At 56.4% G+C, this 12,624-nt stretch carries 9 protein-coding genes; 7 read left to right on the top strand and 2 right to left on the bottom strand.

Annotated features, from left to right (window positions below):
- Nucleotides 1-39 precede the first annotated feature (39 nt).
- From EPD60_RS14930 to EPD60_RS14920, 3 genes are all read left to right on the top strand, one after another.
- Nucleotides 40-1,707: a M1 family metallopeptidase gene (locus EPD60_RS14930; protein ID WP_131450317.1), complete on the top strand. Its 1,668-nt coding sequence runs from the start codon at nucleotides 40-42 to the stop codon at nucleotides 1,705-1,707.
- Between the two features lie 141 nt (nucleotides 1,708-1,848).
- On the top strand, nucleotides 1,849-2,712 hold the full coding sequence (locus tag EPD60_RS14925; protein ID WP_131450316.1) for a DHCW motif cupin fold protein: 864 nt from the start codon (nucleotides 1,849-1,851) through the stop codon (nucleotides 2,710-2,712).
- A 34-nt stretch (nucleotides 2,713-2,746) separates the two neighbouring features.
- A complete protein-coding gene (locus tag EPD60_RS14920) occupies nucleotides 2,747-4,258 on the top strand; it encodes a lipopolysaccharide biosynthesis protein (protein WP_131450315.1) in 1,512 nt (503 codons plus the stop codon).
- Nucleotides 4,259-4,476: 218 nt separating this feature from the next.
- On the opposite strand, the gene EPD60_RS14915 is transcribed toward EPD60_RS14920, so the two are convergent.
- Nucleotides 4,477-5,205 (bottom strand): C40 family peptidase, encoded by a 729-nt coding sequence (locus EPD60_RS14915; protein WP_131450314.1) that lies wholly within the window; start codon nucleotides 5,203-5,205, stop codon nucleotides 4,477-4,479.
- A gap of 147 nt (nucleotides 5,206-5,352) precedes the next feature.
- On the opposite strand from EPD60_RS14915, the gene dnaE reads away from it, so the two are divergent.
- The 3 genes from dnaE (at nucleotide 5,353) to EPD60_RS14900 (ending at nucleotide 9,879) form a co-directional block, all read left to right on the top strand.
- The gene (dnaE, locus tag EPD60_RS14910; protein WP_131450313.1) at nucleotides 5,353-8,982 is read left to right on the top strand and encodes a DNA polymerase III subunit alpha; all 3,630 of its coding nucleotides are present in this window, start codon (nucleotides 5,353-5,355) and stop codon (nucleotides 8,980-8,982) included.
- A 97-nt stretch (nucleotides 8,983-9,079) separates the two neighbouring features.
- Nucleotides 9,080-9,397 carry a thioredoxin gene (gene trxA, locus EPD60_RS14905; RefSeq protein ID WP_131450312.1) on the top strand — a complete coding sequence of 106 codons (318 nt, stop codon included), beginning with the start codon at nucleotides 9,080-9,082 and terminating at the stop codon, nucleotides 9,395-9,397.
- 152 nt (nucleotides 9,398-9,549) lie between these two features.
- Nucleotides 9,550-9,879, top strand: coding sequence for a carboxypeptidase regulatory-like domain-containing protein (locus tag EPD60_RS14900; protein WP_131450311.1), 330 nt, complete (start codon nucleotides 9,550-9,552; stop codon nucleotides 9,877-9,879).
- A gap of 118 nt (nucleotides 9,880-9,997) precedes the next feature.
- Here the strand turns inward: EPD60_RS14900 and EPD60_RS14895 are convergent, their stop codons facing one another.
- On the bottom strand, nucleotides 9,998-11,257 hold the full coding sequence (locus EPD60_RS14895; RefSeq protein ID WP_131450310.1) for a nucleoside permease: 1,260 nt from the start codon (nucleotides 11,255-11,257) through the stop codon (nucleotides 9,998-10,000).
- A gap of 121 nt (nucleotides 11,258-11,378) precedes the next feature.
- Between EPD60_RS14895 and mqnE the strand changes: the two genes are divergently transcribed.
- On the top strand, nucleotides 11,379-12,503 hold the full coding sequence (gene mqnE, locus EPD60_RS14890; protein WP_131450309.1) for an aminofutalosine synthase MqnE: 1,125 nt from the start codon (nucleotides 11,379-11,381) through the stop codon (nucleotides 12,501-12,503).
- Nucleotides 12,504-12,624 lie beyond the last annotated feature (121 nt).

Raw genomic sequence — 12,624 nt, 5'->3', positions numbered from 1 at the left:
CAGTCTAAATTAGGCCCTTAAAGCCAAAAGGCCTTACTGATGATACAAGCACACCGTCTTCTCTTCGCCTCTGCCCTGCTTGCCGCCTCCGTTGCCGGCGCGCAGCCCCTGCACCAGAAGCAGGAGTTTACCCGTCAGGACTCGCTGAGGGGATCGCTCAACCCGAACAGAACCTGGTGGGATGTACAGCGTTATTCAATAGAGGTGGAACCCGATTTCGATAAGCGCAGTATAAAGGGCTCCGTCGTGATCGACTTTAAGCGGGTAGCGCCCAACCCCGGGCTCCTGCAGATCGATCTGCAGGAGCCGATGACGATCGACCGGGTCACCGCATCCTTCAGCAACGGCACCAAGCGGCACAACATCCCGGTGCGGCGTGACGGAAATGCGTGGCTTCTCGATTCAAAACAATTTGCCCCCGAAGACGCACAGCTGACGATCACCTACCATGGCGTACCGCGCCCCGCGATCCGTCCGCCCTGGGATGGCGGCTGGATCTGGCGCAAAGACAAGCAGGGCCGTCCCTGGATGACCGTTGCCTGCCAGGGTCTTGGCGCCTCCGTGTGGTATCCCTGTAAAGATCACCAGAGCGACGAACCCGACCTCGGCGCGCACCTCACGATGATCGTGCCCGATACGCTGGTAGCCGTCGGCAATGGTCGCCAGATGATGGTGAAACGAACGGCCGCCGCCAACGTGCCGGGCAAACGCTACTACGACTGGTCCGTCACATCTCCCATCAACAACTACACGATCATTCCCTATATCGGCAAGTACGTCAACTTCACCGACACGCTGATGGGCGAAGGCGGAAAGCTGGATCTCTCCTACTGGGTGCTCGACTACAACCTTGAAAAAGCGCAGAAGCAATTCCAGCAGGTAAAGCCCATGCTCCGCGCCTTTGAATACTGGTTTGGCCCCTACCCTTTCTACAACGACTCGTATAAGCTGGTGGACGCACCGCACCTCGGCATGGAACACCAGAGCGCCGTGGCCTATGGCAACCAGTACCGCAACGGCTACCTCGGCTCCGACCTTTCGGGCACGGGCCAGGGCAAATGGTGGGACTATATTATCGTGCACGAAAGCGGACACGAATGGTTTGCCAACAACATCACCACCAAAGACATCGCCGACATGTGGGTGCACGAAGGCTTTACCGATTATTCGGAAACCCTGTTCATCGAATACTACAAAGGCAAGGATTCGGCAAACGTCTACCTGCAGGGTCTGCGCAAAAACATTGCAAACGACAAGCCCATCATCGGCCCCTACGGTGTAAACCAGGAAGGCTCGGGCGATATGTATTATAAAGGCGCCAACCTCATTCACACGATCCGCCAGGTGATCAACGACGACAAGTTGTTCCGCGACATCCTGCGGGGTCTCAACAGAGACTTCCGCCACCAGACCGTTACCACGCAACAGGTGGAGCAATATATATCGAAGAAAAGCGGCAAGGATCTCTCGAAGATCTTTGACCAGTATCTCCGCACCACGCAGGTCCCGACCCTCGAGTTCAAGGCGGAGGATGACAAGCTGGTGTTCCGCTGGACCGACTGTATCGACGGCTTCAACATGCCGGTGCGTCTTTCCAACGGCCAGTGGATCAACCCCACAACGGGTGAGACCAAGGTAAAGATCGATGGCGGCAAGTTCGACGGGCTGACGGTGGATAAGAACTTTTACATTAAGGTGAAGTCGTGAAGACGAAAGAACGCAGATTTCTTATGATTTTTATGGTGCACGCAGATGAGATCGCGTGCGTCAGCCAATCATAAAACATCATAACCAATCAGCGTATTCCGCCTGCGGAATCAGCGTTCTTTATCGCTCGCCCCACATCCCATGGCACAAATCAACATTCCCTTCCAGGCCATCGACTGGTCGCACATAGAAAAGACCGAGCACAAGGGTGAAACGGGCACCTCCTGGTGGCAGACGCAGCAATTCGGCGGCCTGCGCATCCGGATCGTGGAGTATTCGCCGGGCTACCTTGCCGACCATTGGTGCCGCAAGGGGCATATTGTGCATTGCCTGCAGGGGCACTTCACCAGTGAGCTGCAAAGCGGCGAGCGCATCGAGCTGCGGGAAGGCGGCACCTACGTGGTGTCGGACGAGCTGAGCAGCCACCGCTCGGTGTCGGAAGACGGCGTTCGCCTCCTGATCATCGATGGTGACTTCCTGCAGCGCCAGGGCGCGGGCCTCCTCCCCGATCACCTCGAAACCGGGCGCCTCCGCCTCGACATCCTGCGGATCGACGACAGCACCTTTATCCGCGGGCTGGTCAACTCCGAAGGCTGGCTTCACTTTATCGGCGACCGCAAGGTGCATTCTGAAGAAGACGCGGTACGCTATATACAGGGGATGCTGGGCAATGCCAATGCCACCATTCACGTGGTTCGGCTGCGCGAAAGCGGCATCCCGGTGGGTATCACCACGCTGATCCGCCGTCCCTGGCTGGAACATCCGGATATCGGCTTTGCGCTGCTTCCGGAGCATGAAGGAAAAGGCTATTCCTACGAATCGAGTAAAGCCCTCCTGGACAGGCTGGCGCAAAACGGCGTCCTGCCCGAGGTATTTGCCATTACACTTCCGGACAATCATCGCTCGATCCGCCTGCTGGAGCGGCTCGGGCTGCGCAACGACGGCCCCCGCACCGTCGAGGGCGAAAACCTGCTCCTCTTCAGAAAGCCCCTCGCCCGCAGCTGACGGACCTCGATTCACGATCCCTATCTTCGCCGCCATGAGCACCATCCGGAAGCAAAGCCTTTTCTCTTCAGCCATCGTATACTTTGGCTTCCTGCTCGGTTTCGTCAATACGTACCTCTTTACCCGGGAGGGCGGCTTAACCAAAGAGCAATACGGGCTCACCATGACCTTCCTGTCGGTGGCGAGCATTTTTTTCACCCTTGCATCTTTCGGCACACTCTCCTACATCACCAAGTTCTTCCCCTATTACAATGCGCATCTGCCCCGCAGGCAAAACGACCAGTTTACCTGGGCACTGCTCTTTCCCCTGCTGGGCTTTGTGGTCGTTGCCATCATCGGAGCGGTGTTCAAAGAGCCGGTGGTCAACAAAGTATTCAACAACGCCCCCGAGCTTCCGAAGTATTACTACTGGATCTATCCCTTTGCCTTCGGCTACACTATTTACGCGGTGCTGGAAGGCTTCTCGTGGTTTCACGGCAAGTCGGTTCTGAGTAATTTTTTCAAGGAGGTGCTCTTCCGGCTGTTTACGATGCTGCTGATCGTGCTCACCACCCTGGGGGTCATCCGGAGCTTCGACCGCTTCATCCATATCTATTCGCTCCTTTACCTGCTCATCGGCCTCCTGCTCCTGCTGGTGCTGTGGCGCATGGACGTTGTGCATTTTACCTTCCGCGTCAGCAAAGTGTCGCGACGCCTGAAATCAAAGATTCTCGCACTCACCACCTTTACCTGGTCGAGCACCATCATCTTCAACCTGGTTTCGGTAGTTGATAAGTTGATCATCGCGGCGGTGCTCCCCGACGGTATGGCCATGGCGGGGATTTACTCGCTTGGAGAGATCCTGGCGAGCCTCATCCAGGCCCCGCAGCGGGCCATCGTATCGGCGGCGGTAAGCCACCTGTCGGAGGGCTGGCGGGCCAAAGACCTTGGTCGGATCGGGCGGATCTACCAGCGCTCGTCGATCAACCAGCTGGTGTTTTCGGTTGCCATGTTTTGCCTTATCTGGCTCAACTTCCGCGACGCGCTGCTTACCTTTCATATACAGAAAGACTTCAATTACGCCTTCCTCGTATTCTTCTTCCTCGGCCTGACGCGGGTGTTGGATATGGGTACTGGTCTTTCCTCGCAGATCATTGCTACTTCCACCTCCTGGCGCTTTGAATTTACAAGCGGACTCATCCTGTTCACCCTGGCGCTGCCGCTCAATTACCTGCTCACCCGGAAAGTGGGTATCTACGGGCCGGCTGTGAGCGGGCTCGTCGCCTTTACCGTGTTCAATGCCGTGCGCTATATCTTCCTGTGGCGCCGCTACGGGATGCAGCCCTTTACGATCAACACCCTGTACACGCTGCTGCTGGCCGCGGCCTGCTACCTGCTGGCCTACTTCGCGGGCCGCGATCATACGGGCTTCTGGTGGCTGGTGCTGCGCACGACCATTTTCAGCGTCACTTTTGCCACCGGCGTGCTGGCGCTGAAGCTTTCCCCGGATATCATGCCGGTGTGGGAAACAATCAAGAAACGTCTCGGTTTGGGTAGTAAAGAATGACCGCTTCAGGAGTTCTTCGCTGGAAGATTTTTAAGGTGAAGAAGGGTCTTTCACCGCGAAGAAAAGAAGTTGAATAAGCGTTTCGCAAAGGAATATAATTGAATAGGTCCCGGCAAGCCGGGACCTATTTGTATAATCTTAGCGTAACAACTTCTTTTCTTATTCTCTTCGCGGTGAAAGACTCTTTTTTACTTCAAAAGCCTTTCTCTCAACCGGGCTTAAGGCCTTACACCACCATTGACCGGCACCGCCCCCGTCTCCCACCTTCCCGCCCCGGCAAAGCGCGCCTGCCAGTAACGGTCGTTGAGGTCGGAAATGGTGACGCCTTCGGAAGTGGAGGCGTGAACGAACTTATTGTTCTGCAGGTAGAAGCCGACGTGGGTGATCGACCCGCCCGTGGTAAAAAATACCAGGTCGCCTTCTTTCAGTTGCGACGGATCGACGCTGCGGGTGGCCGCGAATTGGTCACGGGCGGTGCGGGGCAGCAGCACCTGGAATTGCTCCCGGTACAGCATGCAGGTAAATCCGCTGCAGTCGATGCCGCTGCGGTCGTTTCCCCCGAGGCGGTATTTCGTACCCCACCAGTCGTCCATCAGCACCAGCAGTGGCAGTTCGGGAACCGCCTCTACTTCGGTATTGAGCAGCAGGGCGAACTTCAGATGAAGCGTACCGGCGTTTTCGATGCTGAAATCGGGCTTGCGCGGGGTGGGCATCACCGGCGCGCCGTGGGCGACCGATTTTACAGGAGCCGCATTGGGCAGGGCACCCGGCTTATGGGCGATGGAATTAGCCGGCGATGTTGCATTATTAGCGGCGGGACCGAAACCTACTTCGATATCCTCCAGGAAGCGAACGCTCTGGGGGCCGGTGGCGGACTTGGTACCGCCCTGCGCGCTGGCGCTGCCCGCGGTGGCGAGGGCGGCCATCAGGATGAACTGCCGGATCATAGGTATCGATTAGGTGGAAGACGAAATTATAAAAAATTTGCGCAAAAATGTGGATTAAAAGAGCCGGTTAAAGTGCCGGTGTTTTCCGCCCTTCGGGCGTAACTTGCACGCCTGCCCCGGCCGCAGCGCCGGTGCACCCACGACGCTATGAAATTCTCCCACTTACACGTCCACACGCAATATTCCCTTCTCGACGGCGCCGCTTCTATCAACTCCCTCTATAAGAAAGCGATCGCCGACGGCATGCCGGCGCTCGCCATCTCCGACCACGGCAATATGTTCGGTGTGTTCGAATTCGTGTCGCAGGCCTACAAGCACACCGACGAGAATGGCAAGCCCAAGGTAAAGCCGATCGTCGGCTGCGAATTTTACCTCGTGGAGAACCGCTTCGCCAAGACGTTCACCAAAGAAGTAAAAGACCGCCGCTTTCACCAGATCCTCCTGGCCAAGAACGAGCAGGGTTACAAAAACCTGGTGAAACTCACCTCCCTCGGCTTTATGGAGGGTATGTACTCCAAGTACCCGCGTATCGACAAGGAACTCATTTTAAAATACCACGAAGGTCTCATCGCCACCACGTGCTGCCTCGGCGCTTCGGTGCCGCAGGCCATTATGTATAAGACCGAAGACGAAGCGGAGCAGGAATTCAAATGGTGGCTCGACCTGTTTGGCGAGGACTTCTACGTGGAGTTCCAGCGCCACGGGATGGCGGAACAGGATAAAGTGAACCAGGTGCTGGTGAAATTCGCGAAGAAGCACAACGTAAAGGTGATCGCGTCCAACGACTCGCACTATACCGACGTGGAAGACTTCAACGCCCACGACATCCTGCTTTGTATCAACACCGGCGAAAAGGTAGCCACGCCGGCCAACCGTGATTTTTCGGACGATGACGTGAACCTGAAGAACAGCCGTTTCGCCTTCCCGAACGACCAGTTTTATTTCAAGAAGACCGAGGAGATGATCAAGGTCTTCCAGGATATCCCGGAAGCCATCGATAATACCAACGAGATCGTGGACAAGGTGGAGCTGCTCAACCTGAAGCGCGACATCCTCCTTCCTGCTTTTCCGCTGCCAAAGGAGTTCCAGGTGCACGACGACTCCAACCTGAACCAGTGGGAATACCTGCACTTTCTTACCTATGAAGGTGCCCGCGCCCGCTACAGCGAGATCACCGAAGAAATACGGGAACGCCTCGACTTTGAGCTGTTTACCATTAAAACGATGGGATTCGCCGGCTACTTCCTCATCGTATCCGACTTCATCAAGGCGGGCCGGGATCTCGGCGTGTTCGTAGGCCCTGGCCGCGGATCGGCCGCGGGATCGGCGGTGGCCTATTGCATCGGCATCACCAATATCGACCCGATCAAGTACAAGCTCCTGTTCGAACGCTTCCTCAACCCCGATCGTAAGTCGATGCCCGATATCGATACGGACTTCGACGACGAAGGCCGCCAGAAGGTGATCGATTACGTGGTGCAGAAATACGGGCAGAACCAGGTGGCCCAGATCGTGACCTACGGTACGATGGCCGCCCGCTCGAGCATCAAGGACGTGGCCCGCGTGATGGACCTGCCCCTTGCCGACTCCAACGCACTCGCCAAGCTCATTCCCGAAAAGCCCGGCACCAAGCTGTACCGCGTGCTGCATGCGCCCTTTACCTCGAAGGAAGGCGACAAGCCCCTCGACGACGAGTATGGTCAGGATGATATCGAGAACATTAAAAAGGTACGCGAGATCTACGCTGGCAAAGACATGGCCGCCGATGTGCTCCGCATTGCCGAAAAGCTCGAAGGCTCGGTGCGCAACACCGGCATCCACGCCGCCGGTATCATCATCGCCCCCAAAGACCTGACGGAGCTGATCCCCGTTTTCACCGCGAAAGATTCGGATCTTCTCATCACCCAGATCGAAGGCTCCATCATTGAAGACGCCGGCGTTATCAAGATGGACTTCCTGGGTCTGAAGACCCTCTCCATCATCCGCGACGCGCTCATCATGATCAAGGAAAATCATGGTGTCGACATTGTGATCGACGACGTGCCGCTGGATGATGAAAAGACCTACGAGCTGTACCAGCGCGGCGACACCATCGCTACCTTCCAGTTTGAATCGCCGGGCATGCAGAAGTACCTCAAGGAACTGAAGCCTGACCAGTTTGCCGACCTCATTGCCATGAACGCCCTGTACCGCCCGGGCCCGATGGCGTACATCCCCCAATACGTAGACCGGAAGCACGGGCGCGAGGAAGTGGTGTACGACATCGAAGAGATGGCCGAGTATCTGGAGGAAACCTACGGCATCACGGTGTACCAGGAACAGGTGATGCTGCTGGCGCAGAAGATCGCCGGCTTCTCCAAGGGCGACGCGGACGTTCTGCGGAAGGCCATGGGTAAGAAGGACCGCAAGACGCTGGATAAGATGAAGAGCAAGTTCATCGACGGCGCCGTTGGTAAAGGCCACAACGCGAAAGTGCTGGAGAAGGTGTGGACCGACTGGGAAGCCTTTGCCCAGTACGCCTTCAACAAGTCGCACTCTACGTGCTATGCTTTCGTAGCCTATCAAACTGCTTATCTCAAAGCCCACTACCCGGGCGAGTATATGTCGGCGGTGCTCAACCACGCCAACGCGCTCGACAAGCTCACCTTCTTCATGGAGGAATGCAAGCGGATGGGACTGAAAGTGCTCGGCCCCGACATCAACGAATCAAAGAAAGGCTTTGCCGTAAACGAGCAGGGCGATATCCGCTTCGGCCTCGGCGGCCTTAAGGGTGTGGGCGAGAACGCGGTGGAGAATATCATCGCCGAGCGCAAGGATGGCGGCCGCTACCAGGATCCCTTCGACTTCATCAAGCGCGTGAACACCCGCACGGTGAACAAGCGCACGCTGGAATGCCTCGTGTTTGCCGGCGCCTTCGACTCCTTCCCGGCGCTGCACCGCGCCCAGTATATCTGCGTGCCCGAGGGCGAAACGCAGAGCGGCCTCGATAAGATGGTGAAGTTCGGGCAGGTGGTGCAGGCGCAGAGCGTCAACACCACCAACACGCTGTTCGGCGACCTGCCGGCCGTGCTCGACATCAAGCCGCCGGTGATCCCCGGCTGCCCGCCATGGTCGCTCACCGAGCAGTTGGAAAAAGAAAAGGAAGTAGCGGGCATCTACCTTTCGGGGCACCCGCTGGATCACTATAAGTTCGAGATGAAGCACTACGGTGTAACGGCCGTGGCCGATTTCAACGAAACCAAGGACTCGAAGCTGCTGGCGGCGCAGGGACGCACGTTCAAGTTGCTTTGTCTCGTTACCGGCGCGCAGCAGCGTATCTCCCGGCAGGGCAACAAATTCGGCTCTTATGTGCTCGAAGACTATTCGGGCAAGACCGAGATGGTACTCTTCGGGGATGATTACGTGCGGTTCAGCCCCTACCTGCAGGCGGGCGCCGCCATCCTGCTCACCGGCTCCTTCCAGAAACACCGCTACCGCGACGAATACGAGTTCAAGCCCGGCTCGATCAACCTGGCGGAGAACATGAAGCGGCAGATGACAAAAGCGCTGCAACTGGAGCTGGATGTGCGCAACCTGGAGCCCGGCATTATTGAATTTTTAGATGATAATATCAAGAAAAACCCCGGCAGCACCGGTTTGAAGATCGTTGTGAAAGAGCCCAAGGCCGCGCTCAAGGCCGGCTTTTCCACGCTGGGCGCGGGTTTCGAGATGAACTGGGACCTAATCCAGTGGCTCGACGGCCGCCCGGAGATCGACGTGAAGGTGCTGACGGCCTAGCTGTCAAACCGGCAGGGCCTGGCGCACGAATATGGTACGGAATTAAATTTGTTGCCCTTAGTACTGAAAACAGAAAAAACTCAAAACAACCCGAATTATGGCACAAGCATTTACAGATGCGAATTTTCAGACGGATGTGCTGAACGCAGATAAGCTTACTGTTGTAGACTTCTGGGCGGAGTGGTGCGGCCCCTGCCGCGCGATCGGCCCGGTCATCGACGAGCTTTCGAAAGAATACGCCGGCAAGGTGAACGTCGGCAAGGTGAACGTGGACGAGAACCCCCAGGTGAGCATGAACTACGGCATCACCTCCATCCCCGCCATCCTGTTCATCAAGAACGGCCAGGTGGTAGACAAGCTGGTGGGCGCGCAGCCCAAGTCGAACTTCGTGAAGAAGATCGAAGCGCATATCTAAGAACGTTATTCGTAGAAATACAGCCTCCCCCGCGGGAGGCTTTTTTTGTTATTTTTAGCACGCAGCCAAAAAGCCGCCCCTTTTGTCTTTTTACTGAAACCAGTGTAACCAGTCCACAAACTTCACCAAACCGACACAAATGAAGCAACGCCTTGCCTGGGCATTTATTTGTCAGCCTGTTGTTCATCACCAGCTGCAAAAAACCAACTGAAGCAGATAGAGGAACAACTATTGAGGTGCAGGGCGCAGGCAATACCTGGATAGCGTTATCTGGACAGGCAACCAACATGCCGCGGCTTCCGGTTGAAAATGCGGTGGTAGGCGCGGGCCTGCAAACCGCCACCACCGATGACCAGGGGCGTTACGCCATCAGTACCGCGCTTGTAACGGGCACTGCAGTCATCAGTATTGAAAAATCCGGTTTTTTCAAAGGTTACCCCCCCTCGACGCCCGCGAAGGAGGAAAATACCGCATTGCCATAACCCTTGTTCGAAAAACATCCGCGGGAACGTTTAACGCTGCAACCGGCGGCACCTTTCCATAAAACAAGAAGCCCGCACGATACCGTGCGGGCTTCTTGTATTTCAGTAAAAGTCAGGATCAATGAGCCACTGCGACTACTGCCTTCGGATCGTGCTTGTGGCGGAAAAGAACCACAAACAAAATAGCTACCACCAGCGCATAGGCGGCAAAGGAAAGCCAGATATTGTGCCAGTCCTTCTGGCCGTTGTGCGTGAAATACTGGTCGATGACATAGCCGCTGATGCGGCTGCCGAGGAAGGCGCCGACACCGTTGGTCATCATCATAAACAGGCCCTGGGCGCTGGAGCGGATCCGGGCGTCGGTAGTCGTTTCCACGAAAAGCGAGCCCGAGATATTGAAGAAGTCGAAAGCCATCCCGTAAACGATACAGGAGAGGATGATCATCCAGAGACCCTCAGCCGGGTTGCCGTAGGCGAAAAGCCCGAAGCGGAGCACCCAGGCGATCATCGAGAACAGCATCACGTTCTTGATGCCGAAGCGGCGCAGGAAGAAGGGAATAGTGACGATGAAGAGCGTTTCCGACACCTGCGAGATCGACATGATGATGGTCGAATATTTTACCACGAAGGAATCGTGGCCATAAAGCGAATTGTTTTTGAAGTCGTCGAGAAAGGTATCACCATAGGCGTTGGTAAGCTGCAGGGCGCCCCCGAGCAGCATCGAGAACAGGAAGAAGAGCGCCATCTTGTAGTTGCCAAACAGCTTGAAGGCTTCCAGCGGCCCGGAGCCGCGCTCCATACTCTTTTGGGGCGGGCACTTCGGCAGTGTAAACGAGAAAAGGCCGAGTGCCACCGCACCGATGCCGCCGATGATGAACTGGTTGGTGTTTGCCTTGGAGCCCGTAAGGTTGGTGAGCCACATGGCCACGATGAAGCCGATGGTGCCCCATACGCGGATCGGCGGGAATACCTTCACCACGTCGTAGCCTTCGCGCTTGAGGATCGTATACGCAATAGAGTTCGACAGCGAGATCGTGGGCATATAGCAGATCATCGCGGCGAAGATGGTATAGTACAGCTGGTTGGCCGTTTCGGCACGCGGCACCATAAAGAGGCATACCCCATAAAGCAGGTGCAGGATGCCGTACAATTTTTCCGCGTCGATAAATTTATCGGCGATGATACCGGTAACGGCCGGCATGAACAGCGAGGAAAGGGCAAGCGTTCCGAAGATGGCACCGAACTGCGCGCCGGCATTCGGGTTATTGGCTACGAAGGCCGGGTTGTTGAAGTAATAAGTAGCGATCGTAATCAGCCAGGCACCCCACACGAAAAACTGCAGAAAGCTCATTAGGGTTAGCCGGAATTTCAGGTTCATCAGCAAGACGTTTTGATTGAACGCGAAAGATAGCCTTTTTTGCGAACCACACGCAGGCAAGAAGCTGCTAAAAATGCGGCGGCGGGGCCCGCAGAACTGGTATTGGCGTAGCTTTGCGGCCATGAGTATCCTACCGATCGAGCGCCTCGTGGAGGAACAAAGCCCCGAACTGAAAGCCGTTGGCCGCAAGGTGCTGGAAGGCACCCGCCTCTCCTCCGAAGACGGACTCCTGCTGTTTGAGACCGCCACCCTCTCCTATGCCGGCGCACTTGCCAACCACGTGCGCGAGCAAAAGCACGGCGACAATACCTACTTCAACCGCAACTTCCATATCGAGCCCACCAACGTGTGCGTGTTCTCCTGCCACTTCTGCTCCTACTCGCGCCTCTACGCAAAACGCGAGGAAGGCTGGGAGTTCAGTATCGAAGACATGCTCAACATCGTGAAGAAATACGACGGCAAGCCGGAGACCGAAGTGCACATCGTAGGCGGCGTACACCCGAAGATGAACCTGTATTTCTTCGTCGACCTGCTGAAGGCGATCCGCGCGCACCGTCCCGACCTGCACATTAAAGGCTTCACCGCCGTGGAGCTCGATTATATGTTCCGCAAGGCCAGGGTGAGCGTGGAAGAAGGCCTCACCATCCTGCGCGACGCCGGCCTGCAATCGATGCCCGGTGGTGGCGCCGAGATCTTCAACGAGGAAGTGCGCCAGAAGATCTGCGCCGACAAGGTTGACGGCGCCGGCTGGCTTCACATCCACGAAACCGCGCACAAGCTGGGCATGCACAGCAACGCCACGATGCTTTACGGCCACGTGGAAAGCTATGCCGACCGTGTAGACCATATGCTGCGCCTACGCGAGTTGCAGGACCGCACCGGTGGCTTCAACACCTTCATCCCGCTTAAGTTCCGCAACGGCGACAACGACATGAGCCATGTGCCCGAGGTGAGCCTGGTGGAAGACCTGAAGTGCTATGCCATCGCGCGGCTTTTCCTCGACAACTTCCCGCACCTCAAAGCCTACTGGCCGATGCTGGGCCGCAAGAACGCCCAGCTCTCCCTCGCCTTCGGCGTGAATGATATCGACGGTACCATCGACGACACCACCAAGATCTACTCGATGGCCGGATCCGAGGAACAAACACCCGCGATGACGACCGAAGAGATCGTTACCCTCATCAAGCAAGTACGCCGTAAACCGGTAGAGCGGGATACGCTTTATAATGTGATCGCAGCGTATTAATGAATGGGGTTAATGGGGTAGGATAATGGGGTAATCATCGTACCTACTATAGGAGAAGCGTCATTCATACGAATGGCGCTTTTTTTCTGGGCCGGGCAGCTGTAGCAGCGGTTCGCACCGG

It is taken from the genome of Flaviaestuariibacter flavus (assembly GCF_004337505.1).
GTDB classification, from domain to species: Bacteria; Bacteroidota; Bacteroidia; order Chitinophagales; family Chitinophagaceae; genus Flavisolibacter; species Flavisolibacter flavus.
The sequence above is the reverse complement of the archived record's forward strand: the minus strand, read 5'-3'. Positions and strand labels throughout refer to the sequence as shown.

Excerpts from the sequence above, each read along its gene's own strand:
- EPD60_RS14930 (WP_131450317.1), top strand. The coding sequence starts at position 40 with ATGATACAAGCACACCGTCTTCTCTTCGCCTCTGCCCTGCTTGCCGCC.
- EPD60_RS14925 (WP_131450316.1), top strand. The coding sequence starts at position 1,849 with ATGGCACAAATCAACATTCCCTTCCAGGCCATCGACTGGTCGCACATA.
- EPD60_RS14920 (WP_131450315.1), top strand. The coding sequence starts at position 2,747 with ATGAGCACCATCCGGAAGCAAAGCCTTTTCTCTTCAGCCATCGTATAC.
- EPD60_RS14915 (WP_131450314.1), bottom strand. The coding sequence starts at position 5,205 with ATGATCCGGCAGTTCATCCTGATGGCCGCCCTCGCCACCGCGGGCAGC.
- dnaE (WP_131450313.1), top strand. The coding sequence starts at position 5,353 with ATGAAATTCTCCCACTTACACGTCCACACGCAATATTCCCTTCTCGAC.
- trxA (WP_131450312.1), top strand. The coding sequence starts at position 9,080 with ATGGCACAAGCATTTACAGATGCGAATTTTCAGACGGATGTGCTGAAC.
- EPD60_RS14895 (WP_131450310.1), bottom strand. The coding sequence starts at position 11,257 with ATGAACCTGAAATTCCGGCTAACCCTAATGAGCTTTCTGCAGTTTTTC.
- mqnE (WP_131450309.1), top strand. The coding sequence starts at position 11,379 with ATGAGTATCCTACCGATCGAGCGCCTCGTGGAGGAACAAAGCCCCGAA.